Origin of the sequence: Corynebacterium sp. HMSC076D02 (genome assembly GCF_001813815.1) — a bacterium.
Taxonomy (GTDB): domain Bacteria; phylum Actinomycetota; class Actinomycetes; order Mycobacteriales; family Mycobacteriaceae; genus Corynebacterium; species Corynebacterium simulans.
In genome coordinates, this window is the sequence record NZ_KV814045.1 from 42,969 (window position 1) to 58,242 (window position 15,274).

The 15,274-nt window shown below is 61.0% G+C and carries 14 protein-coding genes; 8 read left to right on the forward strand and 6 right to left on the reverse strand.

Going from position 1 to position 15,274, the window contains the following annotated elements; genetic code table 11:
• The first annotated feature begins 128 nt into the window (after nucleotides 1-128).
• On the forward strand, nucleotides 129-968 hold the full coding sequence (locus HMPREF2935_RS05670; protein ID WP_061925802.1) for a PDDEXK family nuclease: 840 nt from the start codon (nucleotides 129-131) through the stop codon (nucleotides 966-968).
• An 85-nt stretch (nucleotides 969-1,053) separates the two neighbouring features.
• On the opposite strand, the gene HMPREF2935_RS05675 is transcribed toward HMPREF2935_RS05670, so the two are convergent.
• Together HMPREF2935_RS05675 and HMPREF2935_RS05680 are read right to left on the reverse strand one after the other, a co-directional pair.
• Nucleotides 1,054-1,740 carry a hypothetical protein gene (locus HMPREF2935_RS05675; protein ID WP_061925799.1) on the reverse strand — a complete coding sequence of 229 codons (687 nt, stop codon included), beginning with the start codon at nucleotides 1,738-1,740 and terminating at the stop codon, nucleotides 1,054-1,056.
• Between the two features lie 163 nt (nucleotides 1,741-1,903).
• Nucleotides 1,904-3,739 carry an AMP-dependent synthetase/ligase gene (locus HMPREF2935_RS05680; RefSeq protein WP_070732339.1) on the reverse strand — a complete coding sequence of 612 codons (1,836 nt, stop codon included), beginning with the start codon at nucleotides 3,737-3,739 and terminating at the stop codon, nucleotides 1,904-1,906.
• 97 nt (nucleotides 3,740-3,836) lie between these two features.
• Here HMPREF2935_RS05680 and malQ point away from each other — a divergent pair, with 97 nt between their 5' ends.
• Nucleotides 3,837-5,930 (forward strand): 4-alpha-glucanotransferase, encoded by a 2,094-nt coding sequence (gene malQ, locus HMPREF2935_RS05685; protein WP_061925793.1) that lies wholly within the window; start codon nucleotides 3,837-3,839, stop codon nucleotides 5,928-5,930.
• A 9-nt stretch (nucleotides 5,931-5,939) separates the two neighbouring features.
• Here malQ and HMPREF2935_RS13185 read toward each other — a convergent pair whose 3' ends face one another.
• Together HMPREF2935_RS13185 and HMPREF2935_RS05690 are read right to left on the reverse strand one after the other, a co-directional pair.
• On the reverse strand, nucleotides 5,940-6,101 hold the full coding sequence (locus tag HMPREF2935_RS13185) for a hypothetical protein (protein WP_162839579.1): 162 nt from the start codon (nucleotides 6,099-6,101) through the stop codon (nucleotides 5,940-5,942).
• Between the two features lie 11 nt (nucleotides 6,102-6,112).
• On the reverse strand, nucleotides 6,113-6,310 hold the full coding sequence (locus HMPREF2935_RS05690; protein WP_070732341.1) for a hypothetical protein: 198 nt from the start codon (nucleotides 6,308-6,310) through the stop codon (nucleotides 6,113-6,115).
• Nucleotides 6,311-6,343: 33 nt separating this feature from the next.
• Between HMPREF2935_RS05690 and HMPREF2935_RS05695 the strand changes: the two genes are divergently transcribed.
• A complete protein-coding gene (locus HMPREF2935_RS05695; protein WP_070732343.1) occupies nucleotides 6,344-7,633 on the forward strand; it encodes a carboxylesterase family protein in 1,290 nt (429 codons plus the stop codon).
• Here the strand turns inward: HMPREF2935_RS05695 and idi are convergent.
• Nucleotides 7,628-8,170, reverse strand: coding sequence for an isopentenyl-diphosphate Delta-isomerase (idi, locus tag HMPREF2935_RS05700; RefSeq protein ID WP_061925785.1), 543 nt, complete (start codon nucleotides 8,168-8,170; stop codon nucleotides 7,628-7,630). The genes HMPREF2935_RS05695 and idi overlap by 6 nt on opposite strands.
• Complete coding sequence (locus HMPREF2935_RS05705) at nucleotides 8,167-8,709, reverse strand: hypothetical protein (RefSeq protein ID WP_070732345.1); 543 nt, start codon at nucleotides 8,707-8,709, stop codon at nucleotides 8,167-8,169. The genes idi and HMPREF2935_RS05705 overlap by 4 nt, the downstream gene beginning before the upstream one ends.
• 147 nt (nucleotides 8,710-8,856) lie before the next feature.
• On the opposite strand from HMPREF2935_RS05705, the gene HMPREF2935_RS05710 reads away from it, so the two are divergent.
• The 5 genes from HMPREF2935_RS05710 to HMPREF2935_RS05730 all read left to right on the forward strand — a co-directional run bounded on the left by HMPREF2935_RS05710 (nucleotide 8,857) and on the right by HMPREF2935_RS05730 (nucleotide 15,271).
• Nucleotides 8,857-10,728: an ABC transporter ATP-binding protein gene (locus tag HMPREF2935_RS05710; RefSeq protein ID WP_061925777.1), complete on the forward strand. Its 1,872-nt coding sequence runs from the start codon at nucleotides 8,857-8,859 to the stop codon at nucleotides 10,726-10,728.
• 42 nt (nucleotides 10,729-10,770) lie between these two features.
• Complete coding sequence (locus HMPREF2935_RS05715; RefSeq protein ID WP_070732347.1) at nucleotides 10,771-11,886, forward strand: MalY/PatB family protein; 1,116 nt, start codon at nucleotides 10,771-10,773, stop codon at nucleotides 11,884-11,886.
• Nucleotides 11,887-11,974: 88 nt separating this feature from the next.
• Complete coding sequence (gene brnQ, locus HMPREF2935_RS05720; protein WP_070732349.1) at nucleotides 11,975-13,324, forward strand: branched-chain amino acid transport system II carrier protein; 1,350 nt, start codon at nucleotides 11,975-11,977, stop codon at nucleotides 13,322-13,324.
• 70 nt (nucleotides 13,325-13,394) lie between these two features.
• Nucleotides 13,395-14,387, forward strand: a complete 993-nt coding sequence (locus HMPREF2935_RS05725; RefSeq protein WP_070732351.1) for an LLM class flavin-dependent oxidoreductase — start codon at nucleotides 13,395-13,397, stop codon at nucleotides 14,385-14,387.
• 131 nt (nucleotides 14,388-14,518) lie between these two features.
• Nucleotides 14,519-15,271 (forward strand): GntR family transcriptional regulator, encoded by a 753-nt coding sequence (locus HMPREF2935_RS05730; protein ID WP_070732353.1) that lies wholly within the window; start codon nucleotides 14,519-14,521, stop codon nucleotides 15,269-15,271.
• The last annotated feature ends 3 nt before the right edge of the window (nucleotides 15,272-15,274 follow it).

A 15,274-nucleotide genomic window follows, 5' to 3' on the forward strand; every position in this document is an offset into this window, starting at 1 on the left:
CTGGTTTTCTAGGGCTGGGGGTTCAGCCACAAGATTTCACACCCAGTTGTTGACGCCGCCAACAAGTTATCCACAGCTTTCAAAATTGCCTCTAGAGCTACACACCCGCGGCGGGCGAAACTAGTGCCATGACCACTCTTGAGACCATCCACCCAGCCAAACCCGCCACGTCCAACGACCTTAAATCCGGCACACTTTTACAGCTAGCACCGCGCATGGCCGTAGACCGCGAGGAATACTTAGCGCTATCCGCCGTCGAACGCCAGCGCCTCGAATGCATAGCCATAGCCCGCAGCTCTTATACCGCGGTACTGATTAGCAAGTCCGCCGCACTCCTGCATGACCTTTGGCTGCTCCCCTGCCCCGAAGACCCGGTCGAGCTAGCGCTTCCCTGCGGCAGCCTGCCCCGCCACAACCGCCATGCGCCGGGACGCCGCTACCGCAAGACCATGGTCGGGGACGTAGAAACCATCGACGGTGCGCGCGTGGTTAGCATTGCCCGCGCGGTTGCCGACGTCGCGCGTTACCACGGCTTCCGCCACGGCCTCATCGCCGCAGACTCGGCGTTAAACATGGGTATTAGCCCTGCCCGGCTGCAAGCCGAGGTCGATGACTTAGGGCGCGTGCATAATGCCGCAGCAGCCCGCAAGGCAATTGCCTGCGCCAGCTCCCTATCGCGCTCGCCTTTCGAGTCACTCGTGCGCGCACTGGCTGTGGAGCTGGGCTTAGACGCCAAGCCGCGGCAACGCGTGGCCCCTGGCATCGAGGCATTGCTCATCGAAGAGGCCATCATCGTCGAGATTGGCCCGCAAGCGGTCCTATCTCGGCGCTCGAGCCGCACGGCATACCTGCGCTCCTTGGGATACCGAGTAGTTCAATTTACGCCCGAGCAATTAGCCAAAGATCCGGATACCTGCCGGAGGACCCTGCACATGCTGGCGCAGGCGCACGCGGTTAAGGCGAGCTAGAAAAGACAAACACCGCCGAACGAGGGAATCGGCGGTGTTGGTGTCTCCTTGTGTGTTGGCAACAAGGAAGTCTATTTATTGGCTTTTAAGCGGTAGTCGCGGCCTGTCGCGCGGCTTCGCGCTTGGCACGGACGCGGGCAACCACAGCGTTAACGCGGGCACGCTCTTCTAAGAACGGCGGCGGGTTGTGACCACGCATCGTGCGCACGTAGGCCGGGTGGGCTTCGACGACGGTATGGCGCCAAGCCTGCACCGCAATGAGCGCGGATTGACCGGCACGCTTGTACAGGTGCGGCAGGGAAATCATGTCCAAGTTGCGGGCCACGGCGTCGGTTTGGCCGAGCACATAATCCACCAGCTCGCGCAGGTAATCCGCCACCGCCCCAGTGCGGCCGCGCAGCGTGGCAGCGAGCTCGGAGACCACGATGGTCGGGGAATCAATCGCAAAGGCGGCATCCAGGCTGCGCGCGGTGAGCTGCTCTGGCTCGGCGATATCGTTGTTGCCAGATGCGGCGGCGGAGATAGTGCCCGAGCGCACCCCTGAGACCAGCGCGTGGCGCAGGCCAATCAGTTCGCCTACGCAGCGCCCGGAATCAATGCGGGCGTCCTCGACGATGTCGCCGAGTTCCGCCAGGCAGTCCAGTGCGAGTTCATCGTCCCAATCCTCAATCGCCTCGATGAGGTGCTCGATATACTCGACAACTTCGTCGCCGATGTTGTAAATCTCCTGGGTCAGCTCGCGGTGACGTAGCTCGGCGGCGATTTTGTGCATGCCGGTCCTTTCCGCAAACTAACCTCTAGTTGAGGTTGAGACTTCTCTGTAACGAGTGCTGACTTTATTCCAGATCCTGTGAACGATCTGCGCGACACTCCGAACAAACTCACAGACTTGAAAATTGCGGGGAGCCGGCGAAGCACCCGCCGGCCCTAGATGCCTACTGCTTCTTCGAGTAGATGTGGTCAATCGCGTTAGCGTAGCGCTGTGCCACAACATAGCGCTTGACCTTCATCGTTGGGGTCAGCTCGTTGTCTTCCTCAGTCAGGTCAGATTCCAGAATGTAGAACTTCTTAATAGCCTCCGCATGGGAGACAGTGGTGTTGACCTGGTTGATAGCGTCCTGGATTTCCGCACGCAGCGTGGCGTCGGTAGACACCTCGCGCATGGAACGGTTGGCCGGGATATTGTGGTCAGCCTTCCATCGCTTGAGCTGGTCCTCATCCAGGGTCAGCAGCACACCGATGAATGGCTTGCCGTCACCCACGACCATCGCCTGGGAAATAAGCGGGTGTGCACGCAGCATGTCCTCCATCGGCCCTGGAGAGACGTTCTTGCCGCCTGCGGTAACGATGAGGTCCTTCTTGCGGCCGGTGATGACAACGTGGCCGGAATCCATGATTTCGCCCAAGTCGCCGGTGTTGTACCAGCCATCTTCCAGCGCATCCTCGGTGGCCTCCGGGTTGTTCCAGTAGCCCTTGAAGACGATGTCGCCCTTGATCAAGATTTCGCCGTCTTCGTTGACACGGATGGTGGTGCCCTCCAGTGGCGGGCCAACGGTGCCGATCTTCAGATCCTCAAAGTTCACGGCTGCAGCTGCCGCAACCTCGGTAAGGCCGTAGCCTTCGTAGACGGTCACGCCGATGCCGCGGAACCAGTGCAGAAGGTCATGGCTCATCGCGGAGCCACCGGTGATGCAGTATCGCACCTCGCCGCCCATGGCATTGCGGATGGTCGAGTAGACCAAACGGTCAAAGAGCTGGCGTTTTGCACGCAGGAAGCGGTCCGGCCCCTCCGGGGTATCCAGCGCGCGGGAATACTCAATGGCCACTTTCTCGGCCTCGCGGAAGATGCCCGCCTTAATTGGGCCGCCCTCCTTGGCCTTGGCAGCCGCACCGTTGCGCACCTTTTCGAATACGCGCGGCACGCCCAGAATCAGGTTCGGGCGGGATCGCTGGAACTCGATGGTGATGGTGCTGAAGTCAGACCAGTGATTCTGCGAAGCACCGCTCATGGCAACGGCCAGGGATACTGCACGCGCCAGCACATGGGCCAGCGGGAGGAAGGTCAACACGTGGTTGCCCGGCACGGCAATGCCGCCAATCGGGTTGGTCAGCAGGCCCAAAGTCTCCGCCAGCCAGTTACGGTGGGTCAGGATGCAGCCCTTCGGGCGGCCGGTGGTACCGGAGGTATAGACCAAAGACGCAAGGTCATCGGTCTTGGTGGCAGCGATGCGGGCGTCAACGACGTCGTCGGAAAGCTCGCGGCCCTCAAACATCAAGGTATCGATGGCCGAGGAGTTGATCTCCAGGATGCGGCGCAGCTGTGAAGGCGAATTCTTCAGCGCCGGCTTGCCGTCATCCTGCAGCTTCAGGTGCGCAACCAGCTCGGAGTGCTCGCGCGATTCAGTAATTGCCAGCACCGCGCCGGAGTCCTCCACGATCCACTGCACCTGGGGCAGCGAGGAGGATGGGTAGATGGGCACCGAAGCTGCGCCGGCAGCCCAGATAGCGAAATCCAGAAGCGACCACTCGTAGCGGGTGTTTGATAGCAAGACCACGCGATCGCCCTGCTCCACGCCAGCGGCGATAAGGCCCTTTGCAACTGCGTAGACCTCTTCGACGAACTGCTTGGCAGTGACGTTAACCCACTCATAACTGGCCGGGCGGGTAAACATCACGCCGTGTGGGCGCGCCTTCGCCGTGGCCATCATGCGGGTTAGACAGGTTTCACCGTCTTCGATTTCAAACTTCGCAGGAGTGTGCGCTTCTTGCATAGTCACTGGATATCCTTTCGCACATCTATATAACTCCAGCCCACTCTATCAACCGATACCCCGACGTGTGACCTAAAGCCGTGGCAGAATGTGGCATGTGACTACGCGTGAACTGCTCGAAGAACTCGCCCAGCGCCATGGCGTTGCCGCTAAGTACTCCTCCCAATCCGGCTACCCCATTTATGTAACGGATGAAACAATCGCCTATACCCTGCGCGCATTGGGCGTGGCGGTGGAAGACCGCGCGAGCGAGGAGCGCCTGACACACCTGCTCTACGAGGATTACTTAGAGCGGGCATCGCGCCCGTTGCCGCCGTGCGTGGTGGCCAAAGAGGGCGTCGAGAAGCAATTCCTAGTGCACGTGCATGCGGGCCAGCCGGTGGATATCCAGGTAGAGCTCGAAGATGGGCAGCTCCGCCAGGTCTATCAGGACGAAAACAACGCCCCGCCTGCCGACGTCGCCGGTACCCACTGGGGCGAGGCCACCTTCCACATTCCGGGTGATCTGCCGCTGGGCTTTCACGAAATCCAAATGTCCTCGCCGGGCATAGGCGCGCATTCATGCCCGCTGATCATCACCCCGGCACGCCTTAACACTGCTGACCCGTACTTAGAGCGCCCTGCCGCAGGCGTGATGGCGCAGCTGTATTCGGTGCGCTCGGAAAATTCCTGGGGCATCGGCGACTTCCAGGATTTGGGGCGCCTGGCGCAGACCGTGGCGCCTTTCGCCGATTTTCTGCTGATTAATCCCCTGCATGCCGCCGAGCCGGTGCCGCCTGTGGAGGATTCGCCGTATCTTCCCACCACGCGGCGTTTTATCAATCCGCTCTACCTCAACATCGAGTCCATTCCGGAGCTGCAGCAGCTTTCCCCGGAGCTGCTTGACGACGTCCACGAGCTCGCTGCCGAGTTCCGCGAGCGCAACCGCAGTGCCGCTGAAATTGAGCGCGATTGCATCTACGAAGCCAAGCTCCAGGTATTAAGAGAGCTCTATAACCAGGAATTTTCTGCTGAGCGCCAAAATAAGTTCTTGGAATTCCAGCAGGCAGAAGGAAAAGGCCTACAGGACTTCGCGCGCTGGTGTGCCGAGCAAGAGCTTTCGCTGCGCACGGGCCAGCGTCACGCGGTGGAGGAAGAGGCCGGCGAACTCGCGCGTTTTTATGCCTGGCTGCAGTTCTTGTGCGACGAGCAGTTGGCTGCCGCGCAGCGTCGCGCCAAGGAGGCGGGCATGCGCATCGGGTTGGTCACCGACCTAGCCGTGGGCGTGCACCCGGGTGGCGCGGACGCGGTGAACCTCGCCGAGTACCTCGCGCCGCAGAGTTCCGTGGGTGCCCCGCCTGATGATTACAACCAGCAGGGCCAGGACTGGTCCCAGCCGCCGTGGCACCCGGTGCGCCTGGCGGAGTCGGGCTATAGGCCGTGGCGAGAGATGTTGCAGACCATCCTGCGTCACTCGGGCGGCGTGCGGGTGGACCACATCTTGGGGTTGTTCCGCCTGTTTTGGATTCCGCGCATGACGTCGCCGCAGAACGGCACCTATGTCTATTACGACCACGAGGCCATGCTCGGCATTCTCGCGCTAGAGGCCCAACGAGCTGGAGCGGTGCTCGTGGGCGAGGACTTGGGCACTCTCGAGCCGTGGATTCAGCATGTGCTGGCAGAGACCGGGGTGCTGGGAACTTCCATCGTGTGGTTCGAGCGCGCCGAGGATAACGAGTCGCCCTTGCCGCAGCACGCATATCGCCGCTTGGCGCTTGCCTCCGTGGGCACGCATGATCTTCCGCCGACCCTGGCTTATCTGCGCGGCGAGCATATCGCGCTGCGTGCACGGCTGGGCGTGCTCACCCGCTCCGTGGCCGAGGAAGTAGCAGATGACCGCAAGTGGCAGGCACGGCTTCTGAATGAGGTGGAGCGCACCGGGCTGCTGCCGCGGCGCGAGCCAGAGGAAGAGGTTGTCTTGGCTTTGCACCGCTACATCGCCGGCACGCCTTCGGCGCTAACAAGTACGAGCCTGGTGGACATGGTGGGCGACGTTCGCGCGCAGAACCAGCCCGGCACCACGAAGGATCTCTACCCCAACTGGTGCGTGCCGTTGTGTGATTCAACGGGCACGCCCGTGCTCATTGAGGACTTGGAAAGCAACGAGTTCTTCCAGAAAATGGCACGCGCTAGCGCCCGCCGCGGCGATTAAATAAGACGATTAAATAAACAGGCCGATGATTGCCACCACAACGACGAGCGCGATCATCGTCCACAGCGTCAGGCTGACGCGTGACTTTGGCAGGGCGCGCTTGCGGGGTGCGGGAGTTTGATTGCGTTCGGGATCCCAGAGGCCTTCGCGCGGATCTTCGGGCGTTGACATGGTTTCCAAGCTTAGCGGGTGGCGGAAGTGGAAGTCTTCTTCGGCCACTTCAGGTGGCGGGCCGTGAAGTCGATGGCGAACATCAATGCCCAGGCTGCGAGCGCAAGCAGCGGCACCGCCACCGCGATGAGCACCGGCATTTGCAGCCACACCGGCGCCTGCACCATCGCCTGCGATAGAGCACCGGTCAAATTTGTCCACCATTCCATAAAGCGGGATTTTAGCCGAGTACTCTAGCCCGTATGACTAACACGCCAGTTCACGTCACTTGCCCGGCAGGCACGATCACCGGATACACCACTGATACGGTCAATTACTTCCACTCCGTGGACTATTCGGAGATACCCAGCGACTTCGCCGATGCGCGGCCGCTTCAGACACCTCGCAACCAGGACGCACGTGTTCCCCGTCCGGAGGCGGTTGCGCTGACTATCACCGCGCCTGCCGAGACCACGGATGCCCCAGTGTTGGTCTACATCCACGGCGGGCGCTACGAGCATGGCACCCACGAGGATCCACGCGCCGAAGGCACCGCCAACGCGCAGGCCGGAATCGTGCAGGTGCAGGTGGGCTACCGAGTGGGGCTGCCAGGCTTTGCGAGCTTCCGCGACGACGAGGCCTTCCGCTTCCGCGGCATCGATGATTGCCAGCTGGCGCTCGAATGGATCCAGCGCAACATCGAGTCCTTCGGCGGCGACCCCACTAACGTCACGCTCATCGGCCAATCAGCCGGCGCCACCACCGCGTTGTGGCTGATGCGCCGCGACCACTACCGTGGCGCTTTCCGCCGCGTTGTCGCGCTTTCCCCGGCCTTCCCGTTGCAGCCCTTCGAGGAGCGCAAGGCCACGCTGCGCCAGGCCATGGGCACCGCGATTACCCGCGGCTCGCTAGAGAGCCTGCCACAAGAAAAGCTGGAGGCGGGCTACCGCAAGTTTGCAAAGAAGTACAAGTACGGCATGGCATTGGGCCCCGCGCCTTTCGACGCCCGCGAGCTCGCCGACATCCCGCTGGTGCTCGGCTCTACCCGCGATGAGTTCTACGACGTAGCCTCCGCACAGAAGGCCGACGCCAGCCCGTTCCGCAGGCTTATCGCGCGCTATCTCGCGCCCAAGTTCGGCTTCCCACGCAACTCGGTAGATACCTGGATGCAGGTGGCCAACTATTTGGACGAAACCCGCCCGCTGGGCCGCATGATTGGCGATGGCAATATTCGCCGCTGGGTGACACAAGCAGGCGCCGACGCCCCTGGCCCTACCTGGATGATCGAATTCACCCGCGCCGATGGCCCGGCACTCCACTGCGCCGAGCTGCGCTATCTCTTCGGCGTGCACAACAACGACTCCACGAAAAGACTCAACCGCTGGCTGCAAGAATTTACCTGCACCGGCGAGACCGGTTTCCCGGAGTATCGCCCCGACCACGCCATCTGGGAATACGAGATGGATAGCGGCAAGCAGCGAGTTGCTTACGCCAGCCTCGATTACGTGGCCGCCGCTTTCAGCGAGGACACCCGCGCCGGCGGGCTGCTATAGCGCAGAAATGGCCTCGCGCAGCGGGACCTCTGCAATTTCCTCAACCATCCAGGGGCTAAAAGCAAACGGGGCGGAATCCGCGGCGTCGATAAGCGCGGCGGGTGCTGCCCACGCGATGGAATCCACCTCATCAGGATTCGGGTGCAGCTGCACATCCTCCGGGAGCTCCAAGACGAAGACCGGGCAGATCTCATGCTCGACGATGCCGGAGGAATCAACGGCCCGATAAGAAAAGTCTGGTAGAACCTCGCGCACCTGGTCCGCCTCCGCGTGGATGCCCAGCTCGAAGTGCGCCCGACGCAGCACCGCCGAGACGTTGTCCTCCCCCGGCGCTGGATGGCCACAAAAAGAATTGGTCCATACGCCAGGCCAGGTCTGCTTTGCCAGCGCGCGGCGGGTCACAAGCACCTTGCCGCCTGCTATAACCCACGCAGAAAACGCGAAGTGCAGCGGGGTATCCGTGGTGTGAACGGCCGCTTTATCAGCTGTTCCGGCAGGTAGTCCGTCGGGGCCGGCGAGGACTACGAGTTCTGTCATAGGTTGAGGTCTCCCACGTAGGTGACATTGCCGATGCTAAAGCGGGCATTCCAGAGGTTGCCCGGGGTGACGTTGAAGCGGTACTGCAGGTTCGTCGAAGCACCCGCGCCCAGAGGCAGGTCCAGGCCCGGCGCGGCTACGTCGGCGTTGGCCTCTGGGTCATAAGGCAAAAGCTCAATCTTGGACCAACCGCCATTGCCGTCAGCGCGCTCGAGGACGGGCTCCTCGAAAGCATCAACAGGCAGGGCCTGGTCATTGAGGTTGTGCAGCTTGATGGTCACCACGGATCCCTGCACGGAGTCGCTATATACGCCCTGCAGATCCCACTCGACGTTCAGGCCATCGTCTTTGACCTTGGCGCCCAAGTCGGAGGCGATCTCCTTGTTGTCTACATCTTTGGGCTCATAAGGCGGCTCTTCCGAGCTAGAAACCACGATGTCTTCGCCCAATCCGGTTTCCTCTGGCTGCAGGATGGCACAACCGGAGGCAAGGGTACCGATTGCTGCCACAGCAGCAATCAACTTCAGAGACCTATTCACCGCGAATTCCTTTTGCTTTTGGGACGGATCAAAACTTTTCTTTAATACCTTAACCTAGTCAGTGTTTATTGCCGTACAGGTGGCATACTGTCCCTTCTCGAATCCTTCTCACCCCTACCTCAGAATTGAGAGGCGCTAGCTAGCTTTATGAATTCCATCTTGCGCATTACTCGCAGTGCTTCTGCGCTGTGGCCTTTTTATTTGGGAGTGCTTGCCACCGCCACGGTGACCGCGGTGCTCTCGCTCATCTCGCCCTTCTTAGTCCGCGAGGCAACCGACGCCATCGTTGAGTCCTTGCAGGGCGACACCCCGGCCGAAAGCGCCCTGCGCACCGTCATGTGGCTCGTCATCGCATTGTTTGCTGCCGACGCCCTGGGCAACCTGATTAAAAACGTCGGCGGCTATATCGGCGACGTCATGGTGGCGCGCCTGCGTCAGATCCTGTCCACTCGCTACTTTGCCAAGCTGCTTTCCGTGCCGCAGGCCTACTACGACAATCAGGTCACCGGCACCATCATCGCCCGGCTGGATCGCTCGATCTCCAATATCACGCAGTTTGTGCAGTCCTTCTCCAACAACTTCTTCACCATGCTGATTCAGGCCATCGCGGTGTTGGTCATCATGGGCATTTACTACTGGCCGCTGGCCATCCTGCTCGCGCTGCTGTTTCCGCTGTACATGTGGCTTACCGCCATGACCTCGACGCGTTGGCAAAAATACGAGGGGAAAAAGAATGCCGATGTGGACCAGGCCAATGGCCGCTTTGCTGAGGTCATCGGCCAGGTTAAGGTGACCAAGTCCTTCGTGGCGGAGGTGCGCGAGCTAGATAGCTTTGGCAAGCTCTACCGCCGCATCGTCGATACCACCAAGCCGCAGTCGCGTTGGTGGCACTCCATGGATACCCTGCGCGGCGTGGCCATGTCCCTCATCTTCCTGGGCATCTACGCCATCGTGTTCTGGCGCACCCTCCATGGCCATTTCAGCATCGGCGATATGGTCATGATCTTGCAGCTGGTCAACCTGGCCAAGCAGCCGGTGTTCATGATGAGCTGGATTGTGGACACGGCCCAGCGCGCCATCGCCGGTTCCAAGGACTATTTCAAGGTCATGGAGGAAAACTTCGAGCCGACGGCGAACAAGGGCCTCATCGAGGCCACCACGGCTTCCGACGCCCCGGTGCTTGACCTCAAACCGGTTCAGCCTTTGGAGCCGACGCCGGGCAAGCCGGTCTTTGCTTTCCAGGACGTGTCCTTTTCCTATGAAGAAGACAAGCCCGTGGTCGAAGAAATCACCTTTGCTGCCGAGGAAGGCCACAAGGTGGCTTTGGTCGGCGAATCTGGCGGTGGCAAGTCCACGCTGGTCAATCTGCTGCTCGGCCTCTACCACCCCACCGCCGGCCGCCTTAGCGTGCTGGGCCACGACGTCGACGAACTCAAGGCCGCGTGCCTGCGCGCCTCTGTCGGCGTGGTCTTCCAGGAGTCCTATCTGTTCTCGGGCACCATCCGCGAAAACATCGCCTACGGCAAGCCCGGTGCGAGCGAGCAGGAGATAATCGACGTCGCCAAGCGCGCCAATGCTCACGACTTCATCGAGGCTTTCCCGCAGGGCTACGACACCGTCATTGGCGAGCGCGGCCTAAAGCTTTCAGGCGGACAGAAACAGCGCGTTGCCGTGGCGCGGGCGATGCTCAAGGACGCGCCGATCTTGGTCCTGGACGAGGCCACCTCCGCGCTGGATACCAAGGCCGAGCGCGCCGTGCAAGCAGGCCTGGATGAGCTGATGAAGAATCGCACCACGCTGATCATCGCCCACCGCCTGTCCACCATCGCCGACGTGGATACCATCATCACCCTGGATAAAGGCCGCATTGATGAGATTGGTTCGCCGGCGCAGTTGTCCCAGTCCGGCGGCATCTATGCCGAGCTGCTGCGCCTTACCCAGTCCAGCTCGCGTGCAGACCGTGAGCGTTTGAAGCGCTACGGATTCGTCGAAAACACCGCCGCTGAGACGGAAGAATAATAAACCTGTTGCCTGCTTTTGCCCCGCGCTAGTGTGGGGCTTATGCAGTTTCCATCACTAGAAAAGTTACAAGCCCGCGGCACCCGGAAGTGGACGGTGTACGGCGATGACGTACTGCCGCTGTGGATTGCAGAGTCCGATTTTGAAACTTCTCCTGCGGTCAAGGATGCAATCCAGCGCGCCGTGGATGCCGAGGCCTTTGGCTACACCCCCTCGCCGAAGTCGGCCGGGCTTAATGACGCCGTGGCTGACTTTTATGGGACGCGCTACGGCTGGCGCCCCAACCCGCGGCAGATTTTCTGGATCGGCGATGTAGTCCGGGGCCTTTTCTTGGCGCTGAACTACTTCACGCGGCCCGATTCCCCAGTGGTGGTTCCGGTTCCTTCCTACCCGCCGCTTTTGGAATTGCCAGAAGCCGCCGGCCGCGAAAAGATTGAGACCACTCTCGATCTTGCAGACATCGAGCGCGCCTTCCAGCAAGGTGCTGGCTCCATCTTGCTGGCCAATCCCTTCAACCCACTGGGCACCGTCTTTGAGGAAGACTATCTCACTAAGTTGGTAGCGCTGGCGGAGAAATATGACGCGCGCATCCTCGCTGACGAGATCCACGCTCCTCTGGTCTACGAGGGCAAGCACATTCCGGTCGCTTCCTTGGGCGAGGCCGGCGCACGGCGCACCATCACCGTGACCGCTACGTCCAAGGCGTGGAATATTGCGGGGCTAAAGTGCGCGCAGATCATTTTCTCTAACGCTGGCGACGTTGCCACCTGGAATAGCTTGAGCGGCGTGGCCAAGGACGGCACCGGAACTTTAGGCGTGCTAGCAGCCGAGGCCGCCTACCGCGACTATGAGTTCCTAAACCAGGAGATTGAGTATCTACGGCAGACCCGCGATTGGCTCGTCGAGGAGCTGCCAAAGCACATACCGGGGCTGAAAACCACCGTTCCGCAGGCAACTTACCTGCTTTGGCTCGATTTCCGGGACACCGCGATTGGTGATAGCCCCCAGCCCGCGAAGTGGCTGCGCGAGAACGCCAAGGTGGCCCTCAACGAGGGCGAGACCTTTGGCACCGGCGGCAGCCACCATGCTCGTTTGAATTTCGCGACTTCTCGCGAGATCTTGGAAGAAGCACTCGACCGTTTGGAGAAGGTTTTCTAATAGCAATTAGAAATTTGCCAGACTTCCCTCCACCGTATAACGTGTTATGAGACAGTTATCCCAAATAGTGGGAAACCAGAGGGAAGATATGACAACACAAACACAAACACCTGCGACTCCGACCGGCAAAAAGGGCGGCTCCGTCACCACCATCGTGGTGGCCTCGCTGATGCTCTTTTCGATGTTCTTCGGCGCCGGCAACCTTATCTTCCCACCCATGGTCGGCGTAGCCTCCGGCACCAACTTCTGGCCGGCCATCCTGGGCTTTTTGGCAGCCGGCGTGCTGCTGCCGGTCCTGGCGGTCGTCGCTGTGTCCATCTCCGGCCAATCCGTGCGCGACATCGGAAACCACGGCGGCAAATTCTTCGGCATCGTATTCTCCGCCATGGCCTACCTGGCCATCGGCGCTTTCTACGCCCTGCCACGCACCGGCGCAGTTTCCATGGAAACCGCCATCACCCCGCTGTTCGGCTGGGAAGGCTTCGGCGCCAACGTCACCTACAACATCATCTTCTTCCTCGTGGCGCTCGTCTTGTCGTGGAAGCCGAATAGCATCATCGACACCCTGGGCAAGTTCCTGACCCCTGCGCTGGTCATCTTGCTCTTCGTCCTGATCACCCTGGCCTCCTTCGGCGCCGAACGCGTCCCGGCCACCCCTTCGGAGGACTACACTTCTTCCGCCATGGTCACCGGCCTCTTCGAAGGCTATAACACCATGGACGCCATCGCTGGCCTGGCCTTTTCCATCGTCATCGTCACCTCCCTGAAGTCCAAGGGCTTCAAGGAAGGCAAGCCGGTGGTTTCCGGCACCATCACCGCAGCCGTTATTGCCGGCGGCCTGCTGGCAGCCATCTACCTCGGCCTGGGCTGGATCGGCCAGACCATCCCGAACGGTCAGAGCTATGAATCCGGCGCTACCCTGCTTGCCGACGCCGCGAATTCCACCATGGGCGGCATCGGCCAGGCAGTCTTCTCCGCCATCGTCATCCTGGCGTGCATGACCACCGCGGTCGGACTTATCGTCGCCACCTCTGAGTTCTTCGTGCAGCTGGTTCCAAAGACCACCTACCATTTCTGGGCCGTGCTCTTTACCCTGCTGTCCATCGCCTTTGCTTTCCAGGGCTTGGAGACCGTCCTGGCCATCGCAGTTCCATTCATCACCTTCCTGTACCCGCCAGCCATCACCCTGATTGCGCTGACGCTGCTGCAGCCAGTGGTCAAGAATGCCGTGCGCTTCCGCTGGGCGTTCCTGCTCGCGCTGTGGACCTCGGTCATCTGGTCTGCGCTGTCCGTCCTGGCGGGCCAGGGCTGGCTCGCAGGCATCCAGCCGCTGCTGGACATCTCACCGGGCCAGGCCGTGGGCCTGGGCTGGTTCGCGCCGACCGCGATTGCAGCCCTCATCGGCATGGGCATCGACCTCGCACAGCGAAATAAATAGTCCGGGCGTAGCGTTGGAAATAAGAGCACTTTCCAACCTGCAACTTCAACCTGCAACTTAAGGACTATTAGTGACCAACCGCGCAAAGCTTTCCCTGCTTGACTTCTGCACCATCTACGAAGGCGAGACCGCCGCAGAATCGATGGCCCGCTCCGTCGAGCTTGCACAAGTTGCAGAGAAGGCCGGCTACTCCCGCATCTGGTACACCGAGCACCACAACATGCCGACGATCACTTCCTCGTCGCCCGCGGTGCTCATTTCCCACATCGGCGCCAAGACCAACACCATCCGTCTTGGCGCTGGCGGCGTGATGCTGCCCAACCACGCCCCCTACGTAGTGGCCGAGCAATTCGGCACCTTGGCCGAGCTCTACCCCAACCGCATCGATCTCGGCCTGGGCCGCGCGCCCGGCACAGACATGCACACCCTGGGTCGCGCACTGCGCCGCGACGCCCACGCAGCAGAGCGCTTCCCCGAGGACGTTAAAGAGCTGCAGGGCTACTTCTCCGGCAAGTCCTTGGTCCCCGGCGTGCAGGCCATCCCCGGCGTAAACACCCACGTGCCGCTGTACATCTTGGGCTCTTCCATGTTCGGCGCGTCGCTGGCCGCCAAGTACGGCCTGCCCTATGCCTTCGCCTCCCACTTCGCGCCCACGCACCTGCGCCAGGCCACGGCCTATTACCGCAATAACTTCCAGCCCTCCGAGGCGCTCAGCGAGCCCTATGTCATCGCAGGCGTCAATGTCACCGCCGCCGATACCAAGGAGGCTGCCGACGCCGAGTATGAAAAGGTGTGCTTCAACCGCGTCAAGGCCTTCGCTGGCCGCGGCAAGTATCTAACGGATCAGCAAGTCGAGCAGATCAAGAACTCCCACCAGGGAGCCCAGATTCTCGGCATGATGAGATACAGCGCCGTGGGTACCACCGACCACGTACGCGACTACCTCACAGACTTCCAGGAGCTAGCCCAAGCTGACGAGCTGATGATCTCGCTTCAATCCACCGGTCATGACAACCTCCTGCAGAACATGAACCTGCTCGCGGATGCATGGGAACTCGGCTAGAAATACCCCCGCCAAACACCCCCCAAAAACTTGTGCATATTCTAGGCTCGAGCGATTAAGACGCTCGATTGAACTTGATTAGTATTTCCACTATTTGGCTTCCACTATTTTTCGCTACATAAGGAGGAGGCATGCCAGCACGCGGGGTGCAGCAGCACAAGAAGATCGCGGACTATCTACGCGGCCTCATTAAGGACGAGAGCATCAAGGCGGGTGACTTTCTTCCCAGCGAGGCGGAACTGTGCGAGAAGTTCAACTCCTCCCGCGGCCCAGTGCGCCAGGCCATTGCGAGCCTGCGCGCCGAAGGCTTAGTAAGCTCCGGCCGCGGACGTCGCTCCGTGGTGTTAGGCAGCTTCACCGCGGAGAACTTCGACGCGATCTGCTCCATCACCAACTGGCTGAGCGGCCGCGGATACAACGTTGGGCAAAAGACCCTGTGGACCGCCCGCCGCCCTGCCCCCAAGGAGGCGGCAAGCTACCTGCGCATCAGCGAGGACGAACAGGTGGTGTTTGTACACCGCATCCGCAGCATCGACGGCGAGCCGGTTGCCATCGAGCGTATGTATTTCCCGCTGCACGTGGGCAAGCACATTTTGGACTTCGATGCCGATTCCGGCTCCATCCACAATCATCTGATGGCCCAAGGCGTCGAATTCGATAACGCGCACCGCGAGCTGACTCTTACCTGCGCCTCCGAAGAGGACGCAGCAGCCCTTAGCTGCGAGCCTGGCACTCCGCTGTGGCGCATCCACATTGAGCTTTCCGATCACGCTGGCCGCCCCGTGGAGTACACCACCAATCTCCTGCGCGCGGATCGCATGAAGGTCGGCATTACCAACGTCCGCGGCACTACTTCCCCACTTGAGGTCATCCTTACTGACTAACCC

What these genes read in the sequence shown, in the direction of transcription:
- HMPREF2935_RS05675 (WP_061925799.1), bottom strand. Translation starts at nt 1,740, where the DNA reads ATGCACAAAATCGCCGCCGAGCTACGTCACCGCGAGCTGACCCAGGAG.
- HMPREF2935_RS05680 (WP_070732339.1), bottom strand. Translation starts at nt 3,739, where the DNA reads ATGCAAGAAGCGCACACTCCTGCGAAGTTTGAAATCGAAGACGGTGAA.
- idi (WP_061925785.1), bottom strand. Translation starts at nt 8,170, where the DNA reads ATGACAGAACTCGTAGTCCTCGCCGGCCCCGACGGACTACCTGCCGGA.
- HMPREF2935_RS13185 (WP_162839579.1), bottom strand. Translation starts at nt 6,101, where the DNA reads ATGTCAACGCCCGAAGATCCGCGCGAAGGCCTCTGGGATCCCGAACGC.
- HMPREF2935_RS05730 (WP_070732353.1), top strand. Translation starts at nt 14,519, where the DNA reads ATGCCAGCACGCGGGGTGCAGCAGCACAAGAAGATCGCGGACTATCTA.
- HMPREF2935_RS05695 (WP_070732343.1), top strand. Translation starts at nt 6,344, where the DNA reads ATGACTAACACGCCAGTTCACGTCACTTGCCCGGCAGGCACGATCACC.
- HMPREF2935_RS05710 (WP_061925777.1), top strand. Translation starts at nt 8,857, where the DNA reads ATGAATTCCATCTTGCGCATTACTCGCAGTGCTTCTGCGCTGTGGCCT.
- HMPREF2935_RS05670 (WP_061925802.1), top strand. Translation starts at nt 129, where the DNA reads ATGACCACTCTTGAGACCATCCACCCAGCCAAACCCGCCACGTCCAAC.
- brnQ (WP_070732349.1), top strand. Translation starts at nt 11,975, where the DNA reads ATGACAACACAAACACAAACACCTGCGACTCCGACCGGCAAAAAGGGC.
- HMPREF2935_RS05690 (WP_070732341.1), bottom strand. Translation starts at nt 6,310, where the DNA reads ATGGAATGGTGGACAAATTTGACCGGTGCTCTATCGCAGGCGATGGTG.
- HMPREF2935_RS05715 (WP_070732347.1), top strand. Translation starts at nt 10,771, where the DNA reads ATGCAGTTTCCATCACTAGAAAAGTTACAAGCCCGCGGCACCCGGAAG.